The organism is Erwinia sp. AnSW2-5 (assembly GCF_045107195.1).
GTDB lineage: Bacteria > Pseudomonadota > Gammaproteobacteria > Enterobacterales > Enterobacteriaceae > Erwinia.
Genome location: NZ_JBJGXA010000020.1, coordinates 1 through 23,024 on the forward strand (window position 1 = coordinate 1; position 23,024 = coordinate 23,024).

At 54.8% G+C, this 23,024-nt stretch carries 22 protein-coding genes; 6 read left to right on the forward strand and 16 right to left on the reverse strand.

Annotated elements, in window-relative coordinates:
* Window positions 1–220: 220 nt before the first annotated feature.
* Entirely contained in the window at window positions 221–409 is a 189-nt protein-coding gene (gene dsrB, locus ACFL9S_RS15200) for a protein DsrB (protein WP_339455195.1), read from the reverse strand.
* Window positions 410–480: 71 nt separating this feature from the next.
* The gene (locus ACFL9S_RS15205; protein WP_200640399.1) at window positions 481–639 is read right to left on the reverse strand and encodes a YqaE/Pmp3 family membrane protein; all 159 of its coding nucleotides are present in this window, start codon (window positions 637–639) and stop codon (window positions 481–483) included.
* A gap of 712 nt (window positions 640–1,351) precedes the next feature.
* Between ACFL9S_RS15205 and ACFL9S_RS15210 the strand changes: the two genes are divergently transcribed.
* From ACFL9S_RS15210 to mfd, 4 genes are all read left to right on the forward strand, one after another.
* On the forward strand, window positions 1,352–2,152 hold the full coding sequence (locus ACFL9S_RS15210; protein WP_405262735.1) for a mannosyl-3-phosphoglycerate phosphatase-related protein: 801 nt from the start codon (window positions 1,352–1,354) through the stop codon (window positions 2,150–2,152).
* 28 nt (window positions 2,153–2,180) lie between these two features.
* Complete coding sequence (locus tag ACFL9S_RS15215; RefSeq protein WP_405262736.1) at window positions 2,181–3,401, forward strand: glycosyl transferase; 1,221 nt, start codon at window positions 2,181–2,183, stop codon at window positions 3,399–3,401.
* A 212-nt stretch (window positions 3,402–3,613) separates the two neighbouring features.
* Window positions 3,614–3,823 (forward strand): hypothetical protein, encoded by a 210-nt coding sequence (locus tag ACFL9S_RS15220; protein ID WP_405262737.1) that lies wholly within the window; start codon window positions 3,614–3,616, stop codon window positions 3,821–3,823.
* 113 nt (window positions 3,824–3,936) lie between these two features.
* Window positions 3,937–7,383, forward strand: a complete 3,447-nt coding sequence (mfd, locus tag ACFL9S_RS15225) for a transcription-repair coupling factor (RefSeq protein WP_405262738.1) — start codon at window positions 3,937–3,939, stop codon at window positions 7,381–7,383.
* 251 nt (window positions 7,384–7,634) lie between these two features.
* On the opposite strand, the gene ACFL9S_RS15230 is transcribed toward mfd, so the two are convergent.
* The 8 genes from ACFL9S_RS15230 to hinT form a co-directional block, all read right to left on the reverse strand.
* Entirely contained in the window at window positions 7,635–8,174 is a 540-nt protein-coding gene (locus ACFL9S_RS15230; protein ID WP_405262739.1) for a glycine zipper 2TM domain-containing protein, read from the reverse strand.
* 276 nt (window positions 8,175–8,450) lie between these two features.
* A complete protein-coding gene (locus ACFL9S_RS15235) occupies window positions 8,451–9,755 on the reverse strand; it encodes an NAD(P)/FAD-dependent oxidoreductase (RefSeq protein ID WP_405262740.1) in 1,305 nt (434 codons plus the stop codon).
* A gap of 247 nt (window positions 9,756–10,002) precedes the next feature.
* Entirely contained in the window at window positions 10,003–10,545 is a 543-nt protein-coding gene (ycfP, locus tag ACFL9S_RS15240) for an alpha/beta hydrolase YcfP (RefSeq protein WP_405262741.1), read from the reverse strand.
* Between the two features lie 39 nt (window positions 10,546–10,584).
* Window positions 10,585–11,604, reverse strand: a complete 1,020-nt coding sequence (gene nagZ, locus ACFL9S_RS15245; protein WP_405262742.1) for a beta-N-acetylhexosaminidase — start codon at window positions 11,602–11,604, stop codon at window positions 10,585–10,587.
* Window positions 11,605–11,626: 22 nt separating this feature from the next.
* Window positions 11,627–12,472 (reverse strand): thiamine kinase, encoded by an 846-nt coding sequence (gene thiK, locus ACFL9S_RS15250; RefSeq protein WP_405262743.1) that lies wholly within the window; start codon window positions 12,470–12,472, stop codon window positions 11,627–11,629.
* A complete protein-coding gene (gene lpoB / locus ACFL9S_RS15255; protein ID WP_405262790.1) occupies window positions 12,456–13,022 on the reverse strand; it encodes a penicillin-binding protein activator LpoB in 567 nt (188 codons plus the stop codon). The genes thiK and lpoB overlap by 17 nt, the downstream gene beginning before the upstream one ends.
* A 46-nt stretch (window positions 13,023–13,068) precedes the next feature.
* Window positions 13,069–13,437: a YcfL family protein gene (locus tag ACFL9S_RS15260; RefSeq protein WP_405262744.1), complete on the reverse strand. Its 369-nt coding sequence runs from the start codon at window positions 13,435–13,437 to the stop codon at window positions 13,069–13,071.
* Between the two features lie 26 nt (window positions 13,438–13,463).
* Entirely contained in the window at window positions 13,464–13,814 is a 351-nt protein-coding gene (gene hinT / locus ACFL9S_RS15265) for a purine nucleoside phosphoramidase (protein ID WP_405262745.1), read from the reverse strand.
* A 372-nt stretch (window positions 13,815–14,186) separates the two neighbouring features.
* On the opposite strand from hinT, the gene ACFL9S_RS15270 reads away from it, so the two are divergent.
* Entirely contained in the window at window positions 14,187–15,797 is a 1,611-nt protein-coding gene (locus ACFL9S_RS15270) for an MFS transporter (protein ID WP_405262746.1), read from the forward strand.
* Window positions 15,778–16,917, forward strand: a complete 1,140-nt coding sequence (locus ACFL9S_RS15275; RefSeq protein ID WP_405262747.1) for a glycoside hydrolase family 105 protein — start codon at window positions 15,778–15,780, stop codon at window positions 16,915–16,917. The genes ACFL9S_RS15270 and ACFL9S_RS15275 overlap by 20 nt, the downstream gene beginning before the upstream one ends.
* 54 nt (window positions 16,918–16,971) lie before the next feature.
* Here ACFL9S_RS15275 and ptsG read toward each other — a convergent pair whose 3' ends face one another.
* The 6 genes from ptsG to pabC form a co-directional block, all read right to left on the reverse strand.
* Window positions 16,972–18,405 carry a PTS glucose transporter subunit IIBC gene (gene ptsG / locus ACFL9S_RS15280; RefSeq protein ID WP_405262749.1) on the reverse strand — a complete coding sequence of 478 codons (1,434 nt, stop codon included), beginning with the start codon at window positions 18,403–18,405 and terminating at the stop codon, window positions 16,972–16,974.
* Window positions 18,406–18,719: 314 nt separating this feature from the next.
* Window positions 18,720–19,511, reverse strand: a complete 792-nt coding sequence (locus ACFL9S_RS15285) for a metal-dependent hydrolase (protein ID WP_405262750.1) — start codon at window positions 19,509–19,511, stop codon at window positions 18,720–18,722.
* Window positions 19,512–19,521: 10 nt separating this feature from the next.
* Window positions 19,522–20,520 carry a DNA polymerase III subunit delta' gene (gene holB / locus ACFL9S_RS15290; protein WP_405262751.1) on the reverse strand — a complete coding sequence of 333 codons (999 nt, stop codon included), beginning with the start codon at window positions 20,518–20,520 and terminating at the stop codon, window positions 19,522–19,524.
* On the reverse strand, window positions 20,517–21,149 hold the full coding sequence (gene tmk, locus ACFL9S_RS15295; RefSeq protein ID WP_405262752.1) for a dTMP kinase: 633 nt from the start codon (window positions 21,147–21,149) through the stop codon (window positions 20,517–20,519). The genes holB and tmk overlap by 4 nt, the downstream gene beginning before the upstream one ends.
* Complete coding sequence (gene yceG / locus ACFL9S_RS15300; RefSeq protein WP_405262753.1) at window positions 21,139–22,164, reverse strand: cell division protein YceG; 1,026 nt, start codon at window positions 22,162–22,164, stop codon at window positions 21,139–21,141. Before yceG ends, tmk begins: the two co-directional genes overlap by 11 nt.
* Before the next feature lie 12 nt (window positions 22,165–22,176).
* Entirely contained in the window at window positions 22,177–22,977 is an 801-nt protein-coding gene (gene pabC, locus ACFL9S_RS15305) for an aminodeoxychorismate lyase (RefSeq protein WP_405262754.1), read from the reverse strand.
* Window positions 22,978–23,024: the final 47 nt, after the last annotated feature.

The window sequence follows — 23,024 nt, forward strand, 5'->3', positions numbered from 1 at the left end:
GCCGAGGCCCGCAGGGATGCGGCAGTTTGCCGTTCCGGCGTGCTCAAACTGGCCCCGGACCTGAAACCAGACTGCCAGCCATTCATTTTTGTGGGGATCCCTCAGGGGTCGATCATCTTTTCCGATCGACCCGTGTTGCTGGTGTGCACCAAATTTCTGGTCAGCGTCAATGGCCGACCGGGACTGAGGGTCGGCTGTGCTGGTCGACCCCTACAGATGATTATGGGTGCGGCTCAACAAAAATGCCGTCGTCATGACCGACTTCATTAAAGAACCAGATCCCTAACGGGTAGTCCTCAAGTGCCACCAAAAACATAGTGCCTTCACTGAAGTCCTCAACCGCCAGAACCGTGCCTTCACGACGTGGCCCGCCATCCGTTTTAACCGTTACCCGTTCATTGACCTTCATAACCACTCCTGCGCCATTTTTGGATGAGTTTAACCGAAAATTTCACAATGCGCAGGAACTCACATCAATGATTAGCGACGGGCGATGATCCAGACAGCATGCACGATGCCGGGGATGTAACCACATATCGTCAGCAGGATATTCAGCCAGAAGGCTCCGGCAAAACCGACCTGCATAAACACACCCAGTGGTGGTAATAGAATCGCAATTACAATTCGTAAAAAGTCCATAAATTCTCCGTTATCTGTTTTATCGCACGGGATGACCCGAATAAAGAGTATAGCCAGGGGGCTTCACAGCACTGTCTGCGCCGGGTAAAGCTGGGTAAAGCCTTATGCCATCGGGGTTTTTCGCTTTCTTTACGCTTCACGGTGAGATTTCTCACGGTGCAACCCCTTAAAATATTCTTACTGCGCCAACCCCCAAAGGGGCAGACGGTGATGTCCACTCAGTGGGCGCCACCTAAGTAACAAGGATTTTTGCCCGCGCAGCGCGGGCTTTTTTTTGCCCTGAATAAAGTGCCCTGCCCTGCAACACCTGACCTGATATTCACTGGCAAAAAAAATCCCGACCTAACAGGTCGGGATAAAGTGTTTCTCACAGGAAATGAAGTTCGTTACATCCGGGAATTCTTTAACGCTATCAGAGTAACCTATCCAGCGTTCGGATAAGTCTCAATACACGGTCTAATTTGTACAGCATGATGATTCTCGTACAACTAAAACTACGCTAACCTGCATCCTATCTGGCTTCCTTGTCCTGCCGGGATAATCACGCCAGTTATTTAACAGCACCTTTTTTTAAGATAGTTCCTGGAGTGAGCAGAAGTCTCGCCTCACCCCCTTCCTCACGCTTCTCTGCGCGATGGCTGGACTATACTGAACGGTTCTGGTGCCAATTTAGCCATCATCGGCGCGGCAACTTCACTTTGAGGTAGAACTCATGCCAACGTTGCAGGACCCACTGATGATCGTTACCGATCTCGACGGTTCGCTGCTTGATCACCACACCTACAGCTGGCAGCCCGCAGAAGCCTGGCTGGCACGTTTGCAGGCGCACCACATTCCGCTGGTGATCTGCTCGAGTAAAACCGCAGCAGAAATTATTCCGCTACAGCGGATGCTGGGACTCAGCGGCGCTCCTTTTATTGCTGAAAATGGTGCCGTTGTGAGCGATGGTCACGCATGTACGCCCTCGCCGCACCTGTCAGGAAGTTCACTCGACTACCCTTCGTTGTGCCAGCAGTTAGCCCAACTGAAGCAGCAGCACAGTTTCAAGTTCACCGGTTTTTCTGACGTGAGCGAAAAAGAGGTTTCAGAATGGACAGGTCTGACGCCGCATGACGCGGCTCTGGCCCGACTGCGCGAAGCCTCCGAAAGCCTTATCTGGCGTGACAGTAGCGAACAGTTTGCCCGGTTCCGCCAGCAGCTGGAAGCCCGTGCATTAACGTTAGTTCAGGGCGGACGCTTCTGGCATGTGATGCGTGAGGGCAGCGGCAAAGGTGCGGCACTGCGCTGGCTGCTTCAGAACACCTATGGAGACAAACCGCCCGTCACCCTCGGGCTGGGCGATGGCCCCAACGATGCGCCGATGCTGGATATCGTCGATTATGCGGTGGTGATCAAAGGCTACAGCAAAGAGCCTGTCATTCTGCAACGGCAGGATAAACAGAATATCTATCATACCGGGGAGTTTGGCCCGCAGGGCTGGAGCGAGGGACTGACATACTTTATCACTCAGTGAGCTGAGGTCACCTTTAAAGGGGTTAGCGATGAGCGATTTTTACCAGAACGGCGTTATCACGAATTTCCATAACCTGACCGGACGATCCGTAGAGGCGCTGGAAAAAGATTTGGTGCGCTTTTCACGCAAGCGCAAGATGGGGCTGATCCTGCCGTCACTCTTTTCCGAACTGGAAGGCCCAGCCCTCAGCAATATTGTCGATGAACTGGCAAAAGTCCCGTATCTTTCTGAGATTGTTATCGGGCTGGATCGTGCTGATCGCGACCAGTTTCTGCTTGCCCGCGAGTTCTTTTCACGTCTGCCCCAGCGCCATCGTATTTTGTGGAACGACGGGCCGCGCCTGAAAGCGCTGGATGCGGAACTCGACAAAGAAGGGCTGTCCCCCTCTCAGCCAGGTAAGGGCCGCAACGTCTGGTTTTGCAGTGGCTATACCCTCGCTTCCGATAAGTCTAACTGCGTTGCGCTGCATGACTGCGATATTGTCACCTACGAGCGGGGAATGCTGGCGCGCCTGCTTTATCCGCTGGCAAATCCCGCTTTCCATTATGAGTTCTGCAAGGGCTTCTATGCCCGCGTTGCCGACAACAAACTGAATGGTCGCGTCGGCCGTCTGTTAGTCGGTCCACTGCTGCGCTCTTTGCAGAAGGTCTATGGGCATTCCGAGTATCTCGACTATCTGACCAGCTTCCGTTATCCACTCTCTGGTGAATTCGCCATGCGCACTCATGTTCTCAACGGAATTAAAATTCCAGGGGACTGGGGGCTGGAAATTGGTGTGCTGTCGGAGATTTATCGTAACTACACCACCCGACAGAGCTGCCAGGTGGAAATTGCGGACAACTACGATCATAAGCATCAGCCGCTGTCCGAAGAAGATGGCACCGGCGGCCTGAAGCGCATGAGTAACGATATTGTGCAGTCGCTACTGCGTAAAATGGCAACGATGGGTGTCAACATTACCAGCGACTCTTTCCGCGTGCTGAAAGCAACCTATTATCGTAACGCGCTGGATATGATGGAAATTTATAACCATGAAGCGACAATGAACGGGCTGAAGTTTGATCAGCACACGGAAGAAGCTGCCGTCGAGATGTTTACACAAGCCATTCTCGATGCCGGACAGGCCTTTATTGAACGTCCGAATGAGAAGCCATTTATCCCCAGCTGGAGCCGGGTGCAGTCTGCTTTCCCGGATATTCTGCAACGCATCTATCAGGCGGTGGAAGATGACAATAGCGGGGATGTTTAAGTCCCGCTGCTGACAGCGTTTCGCCCGGCGTGTTTTGCCTGATACCCGCGTGCAGACTGCCGTTTGCCTGACGGCCACGCCCCCGGATTGGGGGCAATGCTTATCACCTTTTTATTGATCTTCCCCCGTTCAAGCTACTTTCAACCCGAAGAAAATAGCGCTATTACTGTAGACAGTATTTGCTAATAGCCTTGTTGTTATGGGAGGTATTCATGTCCAGATTTCCTAAAGGCAGTATTGTTCGCCATAAAACCGGGCAGATCAGAGGTGTGGTGCTGAACGTGTTTGAGCAGAGCGCCCATTCCGCAGGGTATTACATCAAATGGGATGATGGTAATCACAGCTATCACAGTGAAAACGAACTGATGTGGGCGAATATTGACCGCCCAAGAATGCATGATGGTCAGCAATCACCAAAATAACGCCGCGCCCCCAACAAGCGATAAAATCAAGGTATACTGCATCTAGCTGAATCGGGACCACCCGGCACACAGGGTTCCCGATCTCCCTTTTGTGAAGAGACCGTCTAACTTATATGCCTGAACTCTACCGTTATAACCTGCCAACCAAAGCAGGTGACCAGCGCCAACTGGGGCAACTGACTGGCGCTGCCTGTGCCGTTGAATGTGCCGAAATGGTTGAACGTCATCATGGTCTGGTGATTTTGATTGCGCAGGATATGCAGAATGCACTGCGCCTGCAGGATGAGATCAAACAGTTTACCTCCCATCCTGTGATGGCGCTGGCAGACTGGGAAACCCTGCCGTACGACAGTTTCTCTCCCCATCAGGAAATTATCTCTTCCCGGCTCTCCACGTTGTATCAACTTCCCGTGCTGGAGCGCGGGTTACTGATTATGCCGGTCAATACCCTGATGCAGCGCGTCTGCCCGCATAACTTCCTGCACGGCCACGCACTGGTGATGAAAAAAGGGCAGAAGCTCTCGCGCGATAAGCTGCGTGCCCAACTTGAGCAGGCGGGATACCGCAGTGTTGACCAGGTGATGGCCCACGGTGAATTTGCCACCCGTGGCGCCCTGCTCGACCTCTACCCGATGGGCAGTGAACGCCCCTACCGCATCGACTTCTTCGATGATGAAATCGACAGCCTGCGCCTGTTCGATATCGACAGCCAGCGCACGCAGGAAGAAGTGGTCGCCATCAATTTGCTGCCTGCCCACGAATTCCCGACCGATAAAAAAGCCATCGAGCTGTTTCGTACCCAGTGGCGCGAACATTTTGATGTACGCCGTGAACCCGAACATATCTATCAGCAGGTCAGCAAAGGGACGCTGCCCACCGGGATTGAATACTGGCAGCCGCTGTTTTTTGAGCAGCCTCTTCCGGCGTTGTTCAGTTATCTTCCGCCCTCCACACTGCTGGTGATTTCCGGCGATCTGGAAAGCAGCACCGAGCGCTTCTGGCAGGACGTCAATGCGCGTTATGAAAACCGCCGCATCGACCCGATGCGCCCGCTGCTGCCGCCTCCGACGCTGTGGCTGCGTATGGATGAATTGTTCAACGAGCTGAAGCAGTGGCCGCGCGTGCAGCTAAAAACCGACCTGTTGCCCGATAAAGCCGCCAATACCAACCTGCATTATGAATCGCTGCCGGATCTCGCCGTCCAGGCGCAGGCCAAAGCGCCGCTGGACGCGCTGCGCCGTTTCCTCGAGTCTTTCGACGGTCCGGTGGTGTTCTCGGTGGAAAGCGAAGGCCGCCGTGAAACATTGCAGGAACTGCTGGCGCGCATCAAGGTCAAGCCCACGGCTATCGACTCACTGCCGCAAGCCGACCAGCCCGGTCACTATCTGTTGATTGGGGCCAGCGAACACGGTTTTATTGATGGGCTGCGCAACCGCGCCCTGATCTGTGAAAGCGATCTGCTGGGCGAACGCGTCAGCCGCCGCCGTCAGGATAGCCGTCGCACCATTAACCCGGATGTACTGATCCGTAACCTCGCCGAGCTGCGCCCTGGTCAGCCAGTGGTGCATCTGGAGCACGGCGTTGGTCGCTACATCGGCCTCACCACGCTGGAAACAGGCGGTATTCAGGCCGAGTATCTGATGCTGGCTTATGCCGGGGATGCCAAGTTATATGTGCCGGTCTCGTCACTGCATCTGATCAGCCGTTATGCTGGCGGTGCAGAAGAGAATGCACCACTGCACAAACTGGGCAGCGATGCCTGGTCACGTGCGCGGCAAAAGGCCGCCGAGAAAGTGCGTGACGTGGCGGCAGAGCTGCTGGATATCTACGCGCAACGTGAGGCGAAAACCGGGTTCGCGTTCAAGCACGACAAACAGCAGTACCAGCTGTTCTGCGAGAGTTTCCCTTTTGAAACCACCCCAGATCAGGCGCAGGCCATCAACGCAGTGCTGAGCGATATGTGCCAGCCGCTGGCTATGGATCGTCTGGTGTGCGGCGATGTTGGCTTCGGTAAAACCGAAGTCGCCATGCGTGCCGCCTTCCTGGCAGTAGAAAACCACAAACAGGTCGCCGTACTGGTGCCGACCACCCTGCTGGCCCAGCAGCATTTCGACAACTTCCGTGACCGTTTTGCTAACTGGCCGGTGCGTATTGAGATGCTGTCGCGCTTCCGTACCGCTAAAGAACAGACGCAGGTACTGGCTGAAGCGCAGGACGGTAAAGTCGATATTCTTATCGGCACCCATAAATTGCTGCAAAACGACATCAAATGGCGCGATCTGGGCTTACTGATCGTCGATGAAGAACACCGCTTTGGCGTGCGCCATAAAGAGCGTATCAAAGCGATGCGCGCCGACGTGGATATCCTGACGCTGACCGCCACGCCGATCCCACGTACGCTGAATATGGCGATGAGCGGGATGCGCGATCTGTCGATAATTGCCACGCCGCCCGCACGTCGTCTGGCGGTGAAAACCTTTGTCCGTGAATATGACGATATGGTGGTGCGCGAGGCAATTCTGCGTGAGGTGCTGCGCGGTGGCCAGGTGTATTACCTTTACAACGACGTTGAGAATATTGAGAAGGCGGCCAAACGGCTGTCGGATCTGGTGCCGGAAGCCCGCGTGGCCGTCGGTCATGGCCAGATGCGTGAGCGCGAGCTGGAGCGGGTGATGAATGACTTCCATCACCAGCGTTTTAACGTGCTGGTCTGTACCACCATTATTGAAACCGGTATTGATATCCCGACCGCGAACACCATTATTATCGAACGCGCCGATCACTTTGGGCTGGCGCAGCTGCATCAGCTGCGTGGTCGCGTCGGGCGCTCGCACCACCAGGCTTATGCCTGGCTGCTGACTCCGCATCCAAAATCGATGACCGCCGATGCGCACAAGCGCCTGGAAGCTATTGCTTCGTTAGAAGATCTGGGGGCTGGCTTTGCGCTGGCAACGCACGATCTGGAGATTCGCGGTGCCGGAGAGTTGCTGGGTGAAGGCCAGAGCGGTCAGATGGAAACCATTGGTTTCTCGCTGTATATGGAGCTGCTGGAAAACGCCGTCGAAGCGTTAAAAGACGGACGGGAGCCATCGCTTGAGGATCTGACCAACAACCAGACCGAGATCGAGCTGCGTATGCCGTCGCTGCTGCCGGATGACTTTATCCCGGATGTAAATACCCGTCTTTCGTTCTATAAGCGCATTGCCAGCGCCGTACAGGCAGGCGAGCTGGACGATCTGAAGGTTGAGCTGATTGACCGTTTCGGCCTGCTGCCGGATGCAGCGCGCAATCTGCTGGATATTGCGGCACTGCGTCTGATGGCGAAAACGCTGGGTATCCGCAAGGTTGAAGCCAGTGAGAAAGGCGGTTTTGTTGAGTTTGCTGAGAAAAACAAGGTCGACCCGATGTGGCTGATTGGTCTGTTACAGAAAGAGCCGCAGCACTGGCGCCTGGATGGACCGACGCGTCTGAAGTTTATCCGGGATCTGGGTGAACGTAAGGTACGGATGAAGTGGGTACAAACGTTTATGCAGCAGATGCTGGAGAATGCGACGGGATAAGGTGGGGAGTTTGTAGTGACCGACCCGTTGTTTCGGTCGTGTAGTGGCCGACCCTCTGTTCCGGTCGGCCAGTTATACCGAACTGAACTCTGGTGCGCACCATCGGCACGGGTTGACCGGAAAAAATGGTCAACCCCTACGGTGAGCCATCATCGGCACGGGCAATCGGAAAAAATGATGAAGGGTCGATCGAAAAAGATGATGAAGGGTTGACCGGAAAAAATGGTCAACCCCTACGAGAAATGGCAAATTTATGCTTTATTGCTCAGCACCAGCTGGCCATTATTGTCTAAAGGAATACGCGTACCGGGGTCATTCTCCATGCGGATTTTACCCTGCTGGTCGCCAATTTTATAAGTGACGTCATAACCCAGCATTTTTTCCTGCTTATCGTAGACTGTTTTACAGCGCTGCTCGGTCGTGGTGTAGGTATCACGATCCTGCATGGCCCCCTGGACCTGGTTACCACCGTAACCCCCCGCCAGCGCACCGGCTACCGTGGCAACATCCCGGCCACGACCGCCACCAAACTGATGGCCCAGCACACCACCGGCAACAGCACCCAGCACGGAACCGGCGATGCGGTTTTCATCCTGAACGGCACGACGATGCGTCAGCGTGACGTTACGGCACTCCTGACGGGGATTCTTCAGGGTCTCTTTAATTGGCGTGGCTGAAAGTACCTGCGCAAACTGTGGGCTGCGATCGAACACATTCATACTGGCCACCGCCGCAACACCGAGTGCAGCCACAACACCAATACCAATACCCGCTAACATTGATTTATTCACAGGAAGCCTCCTGACATTGTTACCGCGCATTCTTGATTACTGCGACATCCTGAACAGGTGCGGCATATTCGGCGTGCGCGACGCGCCGTGGTAATTGATAAGAATTTTGCTGCCAGTCAGGGATTGTGACAATAAGAATACTGGACGAAAATCGGATTAGGCATGATAAGAGAAAGCTTTTAAGAGAGTTCTTATCAGAGGGAATTGGCGGGTGAGTCAGAAGAACGGCTTATACCCGGAGCGTCATCCAGGGATATAAGCCGTTTTTTTTACTGCTTAGTGCAGCTTGAGGCGTGGACGGATCGCGCGGTTGATGCTGCCAACCAACATCATCAACCCGGTCTTAAAGTAACCGTGCAGGGCAACCTGGTGCATACGGTACAGCGAGATATAGACGAAACGCGCAATGCGCCCTTCTACCATCATCGAACCGCGCATCAGGTTACCCATCAGGCTGCCCACGGTACTGAAGCGGGACAGTGAGACCAGTGAACCGTGATCTTTATAGACATACGGCTTCTGCGGCTGTCCTTTCATCTCTGCCAGAATATTGGCCAGCACGCGTGAGGCCATCTGGTGCGCAGACTGCGCGCGCGGAGGAACAAAACCCCCGGACGGCAACGCGCAGGATGCACAGTCACCAATCGCGTAGATGTTCGGATCACGGCTCGTCTGCAAGGTTGGCTCAACCACTAACTGGTTGATACGGTTGGTTTCCAGGCCACCCAGATCTTTCATAAAGTCTGGTGCCTTGATCCCCGCCGCCCAGACCATCAGATCGGCATCGATAAATTCGCCGCTCTTGGTGTTCAGGCCTTTTTTATCCGCGCTGGTCACCATCGTCTGTGTCAGCACGCGTACACCCAGCTTGGTCAGCTCGCTGTGAGCCGCGCTGGAAATACGCGGCGGCAGTGCAGGCAGAATGCGTTCACCGGCTTCCACCAGCGTCACGTTCAGCGTCTGACTGTCCAGACCTTTGTAGCCATAGCTGTGCAGCTGTTTCACTGCGTTATGCAGCTCGGCTGACAGCTCAACGCCGGTGGCACCTGCACCCACGATAGCGATATTGACCTTATCCTGCTGACTCTCACTGGCGGAGAACTTCAGGAACAGGTTCAGCATCTCATTGTGGAAACGGCGGGCCTGATGGGGGTTATCGAGGAAGATACAGTTGTCTTTCACACCCGGCGTGCCGAAGTCGTTTGAGGTACTGCCCAGCGCCATCACCAGCGTGTCATACGCCAGTTCACGTTCCGGTACCAGCAGTTCACCCTGCGCATCGCGAATTTCTGCCAGTCGCAGACGGTTATTCTCACGATCGAGTTGGGTGAGCGTTCCCAGCTGGAAGCTGAAACCATGTTTGTGCGCATGCGCCAGGTAGCTCAGCCCGTCAATGCCTTCATCCAGCGATCCGGTTGCCACTTCGTGTAACAAGGGTTTCCACAAATGGCTGTGGTTGCGATCCACCAGCGTAATTTGCGCTTTCTTCTTGCGGCCCAGTTTGTGCCCCAGCTGAGTAGCCAGTTCAAGACCCCCGGCACCTCCGCCGATGATAACGATTTTTTTCATAGGTGTTGTCAAACGACCCTCTCTAAAAGTAAACCAATCGTTAACTAAAAGTTAAATAAATAACCTTAGTAAACATAGGGTTGGCGATGTTAATTCGCGATCTGGGGCCAGAATAACACGTGGGAATTCATCTGTTACAAGAAAATTGATCCTGGTCAATTTTATTAGCAAAACTGAGAATAGTACGAATAAAGACCCTGCCTCCAGCCCGCCTTTTAGCGGGCATGAGGCCTGTCTTGGGGGGGGTAAAAACGGGGGGTTAACCTAATGATTTGAACGCTTTAATGCGCGGGAGATGATGGGAGATATTTTTGAATTTGTGCCCTTCCACCTCATCCCATACCAGCTCATAAAAGTGGTGTAATTCCTGGGCACTGCGCTGGCTATCAAGCGCATCGTCATGGCGGGAAAGGATAGTCATACAGCGGTCACGGTTCTTCTCACGGAAATTACCAACGCATTTGGTGGCGATATCAACATACTCTTCCGGGCGGTCAATTTTCCCGTCCATCACTTCCTGTGGCCACAGGTTAGGATTGAACATCACCTGGCGCACATCACACAAGAAGCCGATACGTTCAGCCCAGTAGCCGCCAAGACCGACGCCACAAATCAATGGCCGTTCGTCGTCACTCTGCTGCAACATCTTGTAGGTCTCTTTCAGCAGATGTTGCATATCGTGCTTCGGATGCCGGGTGCTGTAGCTGAGCAACCGGACATCCGGGTCAATAAACTGAAGCTGCAACACTTTTTCATGGTTGCCCGGGCTGTTTGAATCAAAACCGTGCAGATAAATAATCATCGTCATCCTCACCGTTGATGTGCCGCGGGCAGCCTGAAATCAGATGCCCGCCGCCGCTTTGTGTTCCATCCAGCGCTCCTGCAGTTGACTCAGTGTGGCACTGGTCTCTTTCCAGCGCGACGAGTCACGCAGTTGCTGGTGGGTAAATGAGCTTCGATGGTAAAGCTGTGTCACCCTTTCAGCATTGATCGGCGACAGGTTATCCAACACGCTCACTGCCCCCTGACGATTATTGCACACCAGAATCATGTCACATCCGGCATCCAGCGCCGCCTGGCCTCGCTCAGCATAGCTGCCCATGATCGCCGCGCCTTCCATCGACAGATCATCGGAGAAAATCACACCGTTAAAGCCCAGTTCCTGACGCAACACGGTTTTCAGCCAGTGTGATGACCCGCTGGCCGGGCGCGGATCTACTTCAGTATAGATAACGTGGGCAGGCATAATTGCATCCAGCGCCTGTTCCGCAATCAGCTGCCTGAAGATCGGCATATCATGCTGGCGGATCTCGGCTTCACTGCGGGTATCGCGCGGGGTTTCTTTGTGAGAATCCGCACTCACGGCGCCATGCCCAGGGAAATGCTTACCGGTGGTTTTCATTCCCGCATCGTGCATGCCGCGAATAAAGCAGCGCGCCATTTGCAGGGCAATCGCCGGATCGTCATGAAATGAACGTTCACCGATAGCCGCACTGCCGTGACCGATATCCAGTACCGGGGCGAAGCTGATATCAATGTCCATCGCAATCATTTCGGAGGCCATCAACCAGCCTGCCTGCTGTGCCAGCGCCTCAGCCTGCTCTCCGCGATGCAGCGCCGCAAAGGCTTGCATCGCGGGCAGACGGGTAAATCCGTCGCGGAAACGTTGAACCCGGCCGCCTTCCTGATCGACCGCCACCACCAGACGATGGCGCGAGGCCGCACGGATCTGCCGCACCAGCTCACGCAGCTGCGCCGGATCGTGATAGTTACGGCTGAACAGGATCAGCCCGCCTACCAGAGGATGTTGTAAAATTTCACGCTCTTCGGCATCCAGTTCGCAGCCTTGTACATCTAACATTACCGGTCCCACACTTCACCTCTTAACCTGATGACATGCGCTGCCAGCCCTCGGCTGCCAGCGTCTTAAATTGGTGTTCGCCACTTTGCTGCCAGCGTAACTCGTACCAGCTGGTCGCCAGCAGATCGAGCCACGGCAGCCAACGGTCAATCTGCCGTCGTAGCGGGTCATAATCGAATTGTTGCTGATGCGCATAATAGCCAATCAAACGCTGCTGTTGCTGTGCATCCAGCCCGTTTCCCATGATGATCGCGGCCAGTTCCAGCGCCACATCACCATCTCCGGCGTATTCCCAGTCAATCAGCCGCAGGCGCCCATCATTGACGATCAGATTCCCGCAGTGAATATCCATATGCAGTACAGCCGTTCGCAAAGGCTTCGGCTCTCCCTGTCGCTGACAGCGCTTTAGCGCCCGCAGCCAGTGTATCTGGCGCCGCGCTGGCTGGCTGCGCTGCCAATAGCACATCAGCAACGGCCGCAGCTGTAAGGGATATCCCGACAGCGGCTGACGGTGCAAGCGGGCGATCTCACTGACAACGGGTTCCACCCACGCATCCCACTGCCCTGACGGCAGCTCCTCACCCGGTTGCCAGGCCAGCAGCAGCCAGTGCGCGTTGCGCCCATAGACGCGCGGTGTGAGGCCGCTGGCGGCCAGTTTGCGTAGCAGACGGTATTCCCGCTGGCGATCCACCCCCGGCATAGTCTGATGCCCGGCGGCACGCCGGGCCAGCAGGGAAACCTCCTCAAGCGAAACCTGAACACTGAACCCGCTCAATCCTGCCAGGGGAGAAAAAGAACCGGCGGCTCGCGCCGCCGGAAATTGTTGCGTGATCAGCCGCTCAAGAGCGGGATCAGTGCAGAACGGCACCGCTACCTGACCAGATGATTTCGCCGGTCTGCACCAGCATTAACTGCATTTGCAGCGTGGGTGATTTCACATCCCCTTCCGCATTGCTGTATAGCACATACTGGGCACCCACGTAGCGCGCCAGGCCCACCGCTTTACTGCGCGAGACCAGGCTGTCTTCCGCCGACAGACCGAGCGTCTGCTTTGCCACCGCCAGTTGCTGCGGAGTCACCACCGTAAACTGGCTGTTATTCTTCAGCGCACCTTGCAGCGCGGCCGTTGCTTTCGCACTTTGCAGGCTGCCGTTGGTGCTGTTTTTGACATTATCCACCAGCAATACGTTGCCAGGCGTGATGCCGTCGGTTTTCAGCATCTGTGCCACCAGCGGCGACACAGATGCTGGCCAGTTAAGCGTTTGCATTTTTGGCGGCGAAGGCACCGTCTGGCCAGGCTCCGGTTTCGGCTGTTCCGGTTCCGGCACCGTGACTGGCGGTTGCACGGGTTCGACCGGTGCAGGCTGCTCAGAAGGCTGTTGTTTAAGAAGACAACCACTCAGGAACAGGGCCAGCATCAGCACGCCTGAAAGTTTAAAGATGTTGCTGTTCACGCATAACTCCTTACAGATACAGATAGAGACGAACTTTGCTCGCCGTCAGATTACCGGTTTGAGATGAGATTTCGGCTTTACCATGAGCGGGTACCATCAGGGTACGCGGTCGTTCAAACGGCAGTATTTCCAGCCCTTTGTCATCATACCAATAGAAACGGTAGTTCACCCGGACCGGTTTTTCCTGCTGATTAAATAGCATCGTTGACGCGCGCTGCTGCCCTTCTGTCTCGCGGATCGCCGGTTCGTCGGTGGTGATCCCCGCCGACAATACCGACGACTCCATCACCAGTGACTGTGAGGTGTTGATGACGGTGCGATCGCTGCTGCATCCGGCTAACGCTATCAGTAACGTGATGGCCGTTACGCTTGCCCGCATAGGATTATGTCCGTATTGATTGGCGTTCAGGACGCCAGCATTGGGCCTAAAGGTCGGCCGCCGACAAGGTGCAGGTGGATATGATAAACCTCCTGGCCGCCGTGTTTATTGCAGTTCATGATCAAACGGTAGCCGTCTTCAGCAATCCCTTCGTCCTTCGCGATTTTCGCCGCGACGGTGATCATACGCCCCAGCGCAGCTTCGTGTCCGGCGACGGCATCGTTAGCCGTGGCAATCAGCACGTTAGGAATGATGAGAATATGCGTCGGCGCCTGCGGGGAGATATCGCGAAATGCAGTGACCAGTTCATCCTGATAGACGATGTCGGCCGGGATTTCACGGCGGATAATTTTACTGAAAATCGTTTCTTCAGCCATGCTATCTGTCCTTGTGCTCATGTCGTTAACGTTACCGCAGTATGAGCGAGAGAATCGTTTCCTTTCAACCTGCAACTCACTTTTCTTTCGTCAATCGCTCGTCTTTACGGCATTGAGTCCCCCTTATGCTCCCCCCTCTGATGTTTTTCTGTATTACACGCAGAATAATGAACCTGAATATCTATAAAAATAAAACAACGTTTTATAAATTAGATGTACGGCACATTAATCACTGCCATTTTGCCACCATCGTCAATCTCGTGGCAAAAGCGACAAGGTTCACCTGCCGTGAACGCTCTATTTTTTCAGCATCCGTGTGAGTTGTCCGGAACCTGTGGTTAATACCACCCCACTGTGCAAGGAGTTGTCCTGATGCATACTCGTAAAATCGGACTGGCAAATTACCTCGCCTACGGTTCCGGGGATTTCCTCGGCGCCGGAACCACGGCACTGACTGCCGCCTGGCTGCTCTATTTTTACACCACCTTCTGCGGCCTGACGCCCATTGAAGCGACCTTTATCTTCGCGCTGGCACGCGTGCTGGATGCCGTCATCAGTCCGCTGATGGGTTTTCTCACTGATAACTTTGGCAGTACCCGGCTGGGTAAACGTTTTGGCCGTCGTAAATTTTTTATCCTGCTCGGTATTCCCTGCGTATTCAGCTACAGCCTGATGTGGGTCAGTGATATGAGCTACCTGTGGTATCTGCTCACCTACCTGATGTTTGATATTGTCTACACCATGGTACTGGTGCCGTATGAAACGCTGGTACCGGAAATGACCGACGATTTTAAACAGAAAACCCGTTTCTCCGGGGCACGTATCGCGCTGGCACAGCTTTCTGCCATTCTCGCCGCGTTCCTGCCAGGGATTCTGTTAGGGATATTGGGTAAAGACAATGCTATCTCGTTCTTCTATTCCAGCCTGGTGTTCTCCAGCCTCTGCGCCATCGTACTCACGCTGGTGTGGTTCTTCACCTGGGAGCGTCCGGCCGATGCGCTATCGGAAGAATCAAAACGCGCCGAAGCTGAAAAGAAACAGCTGACGCTGAGTCAGAGTCTGAAACGTCTGTATGTGGAACTCACATCGACGTTACGCATTCGCATTTTCCGCCAGCATCTTGGGATGTATCTCGGCGGCTATATTGCCCAGGACGTGTTCAACGCGGTGTTTACCTGGTACGTCGTATTCGTGCTGATGCAGAGTGCGCAACTGGCCTCAAATCTGATGGGTACGATGGCAGTACTGCAATTTATCGCGGTGATTGGCATGATCCCCCTCTGCATTCGCATCGGACCTGCACCCGCCTATCGCATGGCTGTCACGCTGTTCGCCGCCAGTACACTCTCCTACTGCCTGCTGTGGTACGCCGGGATGAGTAGCAGCCTGTCACTGCTGGTATTGATCTCTGCGGTAGCCGGTCTGGGACGTGGCGGCATCAACTATGTACCGTGGAATATTTACACCTATATCGCGGATGTCGACGAGGCGATTACCGGCCAGCGTCGTGAAGGCATTTTTGCCGGGATTATGACACTGACGCGCAAAGCGTCTCAGGCCGGTGCGGTGATGGTCGTCGGCATCGTCTTACAGCTTTCCGGGTTTATCTCTGGCAGAACGGAGCAGGTACCTCAAGTGGGGCAGACCATCGTCTTTATCCTGAGTGCCGGCACGCTGGCGATGCTGACCTTCGGCTTCATTATCTCTCTGCGTTTTAAGCTCAATCTCGCCACACACCAGATCCTTCGTGAAGAAACGCTCAAAATGCGCAAGGCCGATGGCGTTGTTCCGCAGCAGTTAACCCCACAGGCACGAGCCGTCGTCGAAACCCTGACGGGCATGCCGTATGAAAACCTGTGGGGCAACAACAATATCGGCTTCCTCAACCGTAATAAACCTCAGGCATCCGCGCTATCAGAGACTCGCGCCGCCTTCCCTGCTATCCAGACTCAGGAGCACCACGATGACAGTTTACCCGGTTAAGCACAGTACTTTGCTACGCCAGCCAGAATACCTGCTGCCGCGAACCACATTACAACAGTTAATCGCCCGCATCAGTGACAATCTGGTCGGTATAACCGATGAGAGCGGCGAGTTTTTGCTGCACCTGGATGATGGCAGAGTGATTGATACTAAAGGTTGGGCAGGATGGGAATGGACGCATGGCATCGGACTCTATGGCATGTATCACTATTACCAGCAGACCGGCGATAAGCTGACGCTGCAACGCATTGATGACTGGTTTAGCGCACGGCTGCAGGAAGGGACACCGACTAAAAACGTGAATACCGTCTGCCCGTTTCTCACCCTGGCATATCGCTACGAGGAAACTCGCGATGCCACCCTGCGTCCGGTGCTGGAGCGCTGGGCAGAATGGGTGATGTATGACATGCCGCGTACCGAACACAACGGTATTCAGCATCTGGTATACAACAATGAGAACCACCAGCAAATGTGGGATGACACGCTGATGATGAGCGTGATGCCATTGGCAAAAATCGGGCAGCTGCTCGACCGCCCGGAGTTTGTTGAAGAAGCAACCTATCAGTTTCTGCTGCATACACAGTATCTTATGGACAGGCAGACCGGCCTGTGGTTTCACGGCTGGACGTTCGATGGTCATCATAATTTCGCCAATGCTCGCTGGGCGCGCGGCAACAGCTGGCTGACGATTGCCATTCCCGATTTTCTTGAACTGATGAACTGGCCGGAGCAGCATGCCACGCGCCGCTATCTGCTTCAGGTGCTCGAAAATCAGGTGAAAGCGCTGGCAGGCTGCCAGCATGACAATGGGTTGTGGCACACGTTGCTGGACGACCGCGACTCTTATCTGGAAGCCTCTGCGACAGCCGGCTTTGCCTACGGAATACTGAAAGCGGTACGCAAACGCTATCTCTCTCGTGAGTATTATCCGGTCGCTGAACGCGCACTGAAAGGTGTAATGGAGCATATCAATGACGAAGGTGAGCTAACGCAGGTGTCGTTTGGCACGGCGATGGGCAGCGATCTGGAGTATTACCGCCAGATACCGCTGACATCCATGCCGTATGGCCAGGCAATGGCGCTGCTCTGTCTGACGGAATATCTGCGGGTTTATCTCTGAACATAAAAAAGGGGGCGCGATTGCGCCCCCTTCTGATGTTCATCCTGTAATGAATTAAGAATTACGGATGAAGTCATCCATATCTGTTTTCAGGTTATCGGATTTGGTACCGAAAATGGCCTGAACACCAGAACCGGCGACGACAACGCCTGCCGCACCCAGTTTCTTCAAGCCAGCCTGGTCAACTTTGCTCACATCCGCCACGCTAACGCGCAGACGGGTGATACAAGCATCCAGGTTGGTGATGTTGTCTTTACCGCCGAATGCAGCCACCAGGTTACCCGCCATTTCGCTGGAGGTGCCGACAGTCTGCTCGCTGGTCGTTTCTTCGCGGCCAGGTGTTTTCAGATCCAGCTTGGCGATCAGTACACGGAAAATGGTGTAGTAGATCAGGCCGTAGACGATACCGACGATTGGGAACAGCCAGATTTTGCTGCTGTTGCCGCTCAGAACGATGAAGTCGATCAGACCATGCGAGAAGCTGGTACCGTCACGCATACCCAACAGGATAGCGATTGGGAAGGCCAGACCCGCCAGGATGGCGTGGATCCCATAAAGAATCGGCGCAACGAACATGAATGAGAACTCGATCGGCTCGGTGATACCGGTCAGGAACGAGGTCAGCGCGGCGGAGATCATGATGCCGCCGACTTTGGCACGGTTCTCAGGTTTCGCTGAGTGCCAGATAGCAATCGCAGCCGCTGGCAGGCCGTACATTTTGAACAGGAAGCCACCAGACAGCATACCTGCCGTTGGGTCACCCGCCATGTAACGTGGGATATCACCGTGGAATACCTGACCTGCCGCATTGGTGAATTCACCAATCTGCATCTGGAATGGAACGTTCCAGATGTGGTGCAGACCAAATGGCACCAGCGAACGCTCAACCACGCCGTAGATACCAAAGGCTACGACCGGGTTCTGATACGCTGCCCACTGTGAGAATTCCTGAATCGCTGTACCCACTGGTGGCCAGATAAAGGAAAGCAGCACACCGAGGAAAATCGCGGTAAAACCGGAGATGATCGGAACGAAGCGTTTACCCGCGAAGAAGCCCAGATACTCAGGCAGCTTGATGCGATAAAAACGGTTAAACATATAGGCTGCAATGGAACCGGCGATAATCCCGCCCAGTACCCCAGTGTCAGCCAGGTGTTTAGCCGCTATCTCTTCGGCAGGCAGATGCAGTACCAGCGGTGCCACGACTGCCATGGTTTTCACCATGATGCCGTAAGCAACAACAGCGGCCAGTGCTGAAACGCCATCGTTATTGGTGAAGCCCAGTGCCACACCAATCGCGAAGATCAGCGGCATATTGGCAAATACCGACCCACCGGCTTCGGCCATCACATGAGAAACTACCGCTGGCAGCCAGTCGAAGTTGGCAGAACCAACGCCCAGCAGGATCCCCGCAATCGGCAGCACCGATACGGGCAACATCAGCGATTTACCGACCTTTTGCAGGTTCGCAAATGCATTTTTGAACATAATATAAAGCTCCTGAGTATGAGTGCTTTTCTTCGCGCTGTGCGCGTTGCAAAGGGGGAGGATCCTTTGCGGGTAGTACAAAATAAGGAGCGTCTTAAGCGCTCTCGGTATTTATTACGAAGAGTAAAATAAATCCGCTCAAATTAGTTTGATGGCTATCACGTTTCGTTGAACGCACGTCACTTCTCTAGTAAAAGTTGACACAAAACGCCAGCTTTTTGCATAAAAAAAATGCAGCACCCGATTTAAGGGCGCTGCACTTTACGACTTTTGCTTATTAATTACGAGCTATAAAAGAAATCCCCACGGCGATCTCAGTCTGTCAGGCGTGACATCGGCACATGGAATAAGCGGGAAAAGTTTTCTGTGGTCGCCTGCGCCATCTGCTCAATGCTGACCCCTTTAACCACCGCCATGTATTCCGCCACATCGCGGGTATAAGCAGGCTGGTTTTCTTTACCACGATACGGCACCGGGGCCAGATACGGCGAGTCGGTTTCCACCAGCATACGGTCCAGCGGCACGTGGCGCGCAGCTTCGCGGATCTGCTCGGCGTTCTTGAAAGTGGCAATCCCGGAGAAGGAAATATAGAACCCCATATCCAGCAGTCGGGTTGCGGTTTCACGATCTTCCGTGAAACAGTGCAACACGCCGCCACACTCTTCCGCTTTCTCTTCCTGCAAGATCGCCAGAGTATCTTCGCGGGCGTCGCGAGTATGGACGATCACCGGCTTATTCAAATCGCGTCCGACGCGAATATGCTCGCGGAAAGAGGCCTGCTGGCGCACCATCGTCTCTTTCTGATAAAAATAATCCAACCCGGTTTCGCCCATCGCGATAACGCGCGGGTGGGCGGCCAGCTGACGCAGTTCAGCGAAGTCATATGCCTCCTCCTGATTCAGCGGATGCACGCCGCAGGAGTATGCCACGTTTGGACGTTCACCAATCAGGTCAACCATCGCCTTGTAGCCCGGCAGCGTCGTCGCTACCGCCAGCATGAATTTCACATCGCGGGCAGCGGCCTTAGCCAGCACATCCGATACATCCTGGTGCAGGGTTTCATAATTCAGGCCATCAAGGTGGCAGTGGGAATCAACTAAAAACATAATGTACTCTCTAAAGCGGTGAACCGGCAGACGCCGGGTTGAGCATGGCTTCCCAGCCCAGCAGCTGATCGGTCAACAGCAATTCGCGGTTGACGGCGACCACATTCAGCAGGCGGTCGCGACAGATCATCCACTGACGCAGGCTGGCATCAATGGCGCTGGCCGGTAGCAGGCTGGCGATACGCGTCACCTCTGCCTGGCGATCGACGTTGCAGATAAACTGCCCGCCGCCCTGCTGCCATTTCACGGCATCCAACAGCAGTGAACAGAGCCAACCGATACGCTGGGCAGCATCATCATGATGTAACGCGGGCAGCAGGCTCAGCATATCGCCCTGCAAAGCATTGGGCAGCGCCTCGCAGAGCCGCTGACGCTGTTGCCAGATTTTATCGTCCAGTAACGCCAGCGCCGCCGCAGGAGCACCTGCTGACAGGCGCAAGGCGGCAGTCCGTTCGTTCAGACCCGCCGCAGACTGTTTCTGTAACCATTGCAGACTTTGTGCCTCCGCAGGAGGCGCCACGTGCCACAGCAGGCAGCGGCTGCGCAGCGTTGGCAGCAGACGCGATGGCTCGTGGCTACTGAGTAGAAACCAGGTATTTTTCGGCGGCTCTTCCAGCGTTTTCAGCAGCGCATTCGCGGCCGCTTCGGTCAACTGCCCGGCATCCGGCAGCCAGACGACTTTCGCCCCGCCCTGCTGCGCATGATGGTACAGTTTCTCGGTAACACTACGTACCGCGTCAATCCCGAGCGAGCTTTTGCCTTTTTCTGCTTCCAGCCGATACCAGTCAGGATGCGTTCCAGCCAGCATCAACTGACAGGCATGACATTCACCGCAGCTTTTCAAGCCATCAGGGCGCTTGCACATCAGCCAGCGGCTGATCCCCCAAATCAGGGCATCATCGCCCATCCCCGGCAGCGCCTGAATCAGCAGAGCATGATGGCCGCGCTGTGCCTGATGCTGGCTGAGGATCTGACGGTAGCTGTGATTCAGCCACGGATACCAGTTCATTGCTGTTCCTGTAGCCACTGATCAAGCGTCTGGCGCAGCGACGCGGTAACCTGTTCCAGCGACTGGGTGGCATCCACGGTTTTGATGCGACTGTCAGACGCCGCCAGCGCCAGATAACGGTCACGCGTACGGATAAAGAAGTTCAGGGATTCCTGTTCGATGCGGTCCAGCGCACCACGGGCACGGGCACGTTGCAGGCCAATTTCAGGTGTGACATCGAGATACAACGTCAGGTCCGGGGAAAAATCGCCCAGTACCGCCAGTTTCAGGCTGCGCATTAAATCGCTGTCCATGCCACGGCCCCCTCCCTGATAAGCCTGCGATGAGAGATCGTGACGATCCCCCACGACCCAGGCACCGCGTGCCAGCGCAGGTTTAATCACATTTTCAACCAGCTGTACGCGGGCGGCATACAGCATCAGCAGTTCGGCCTGATCGGTGATTGGCTCATCGTTAATGCCCTGCTTGATCAGCTCACGCAGTTTTTCTGCCAGCGGCGTACCGCCGGGTTCGCGGGTAAAGACAATGTCGTTAATGCCATGGCGCTGAAGTTCGCTGACCACTGCATCGCGTGCGGTGGTTTTCCCTGCGCCTTCCAGGCCTTCAATAACGATAAATTTACTGTTCATTTTTTTCCTTCATCGCCAGGCGATACACCTGTACGGCTTTATTATGGCTGGCCAGATTGGTGGTAAAGGTGTGCCCCCCTTTTCCATCGGCCACAAAATAGAGGAAGTTAGTCTTATCCGGGTGTGCTGCCGCAGCCAGCGAGGCTTTGCCCGGCATCGCAATCGGGCCAGGCGGTAACCCGTTAATGGTATAGGTGTTATATGCCGTCGCCGTTTCCAGATTCTTGCGCGTCAGCGTGCCTTTATAGGCATCGCCCATGCCGTAGATCACCGTTGGATCGGTTTGCAGGCGCATGCCCAGGCGCAGACGGTTGATAAATACCGAGGCGACCCGGCGACGCTCGTCACTGACCGCGGTCTCTTTCTCAATAATCGAGGCCATGGTGAGCATATCATTTTTGCTTTTATACGGCAGGTTATCCATTTTACCCTGCCATTCGCTGTCCACCAGCGTCACCATGCGGTCATGCGCACGTTTCAGCAGCGCGACATCCGTAGTATTCGCCGTATAGAGGTAAGTATCGGGATAGAACCAACCCTCAACGCCAGCTTGTTCCCCTTCCAGCTTTAACGCAGTAGCCAGCGTTGTCAGCTGGTCATCCGTCAGGGTGTGTTTGATGTAAGGCGCTTTGCGCAGCTGGCTCAGCCACTCCTGCATCCGCGTGCCTTCAACGAAACGCAGGGGGAATTGCGCCTCTTTACCGCTGGCCAGCAGCGCCAGCATCTCGCGCACGGTCATTTCGGGCGTGAAGCGATAGGTTCCGGCTTTAAATTTCGCCAGCTCAGGTTCCAGCTTCAGCAGAACGCCAAACCACATGCTTTCAGGCACAATGTGCTTCGACTCCAGCTGAGCCTCCAGCACCACGCGGCCTGAGCCTGCAGGCAGGGTAAATATCGTTTCTTTGTCTATCGTTAACGCAGAATCAGCCAGCTGGCGTGTTTGCCAGTAACCGTATGCGACAACCAGCAGCACTAATGCAACCAGCACTACTATCGTTTTTCGGAGTTTAGTCATGAAGGTCCCACGTCATTCATTATGGTGGTTGAGCAGACCAAAAAGCTGGCGCGATGAATAATGCCAGTTCTCAACCTGGTAAACCGGCAATACGGGCATCAGTGCATTGGTGATCAGCACTTCTTCTGCTGTAGCCAGTGCGTCAATCTCAGCACGGACTTCTGTCAGGGTGAAGCCCAGTTGAACCACCTGCTGCATCACCCATTGACGTTGAATGCCGTTCACACCGGATGCCGTTAAATCAGGGGTAAACACCTGATTTCCCGTACGCCAGAATAAATTAGCCGCACAGCATTCCACCAGCATAGCGTCACTGTCAAGCACCAGCGCCTCATCGGCGGCAGTCTGCTCAAGCTCTGTGCGGATCAGCACCTGCTCAAGGCGGTTAAGATGTTTTATGCCTGCAAGATGGGGGTTTTTCCCCAGGCGCACGCTACTGAGGGCCAGCCTCGCACCGGTCTGGCGCAGCGTATGATAGTGAGCAGGATAGTCAGAGAGCGAAAGAATGCGTAGCGGCTGGCTGCATCCCGTCGCGCTGTAGCCGCGTCCGCCGCTGCCCCGTGTCAAAATGACCTTCAATACGGCATCGTGGCGGGTCGTCGCAGCAAAGCTCATTTCGTTTTCCAGTTTCTGCCAGTCAACGCCACTGATCTTAAGACGCTCGCAGGCCTGCTGTAAACGCGTCAGGTGGGCATCAAGAAGCCGTACTCTACCCTGCTGAACACGCGCCGTGGTAAAACACCCATCGCCGAACTGCACTGCGCGATCGCGGATATCGATATTGTCGCGCGTGTCACCATTGACCCACATCATGTTCACTCTCCGTTATCGCCCTCTGCCAAGATTACCTGCCAATCCCG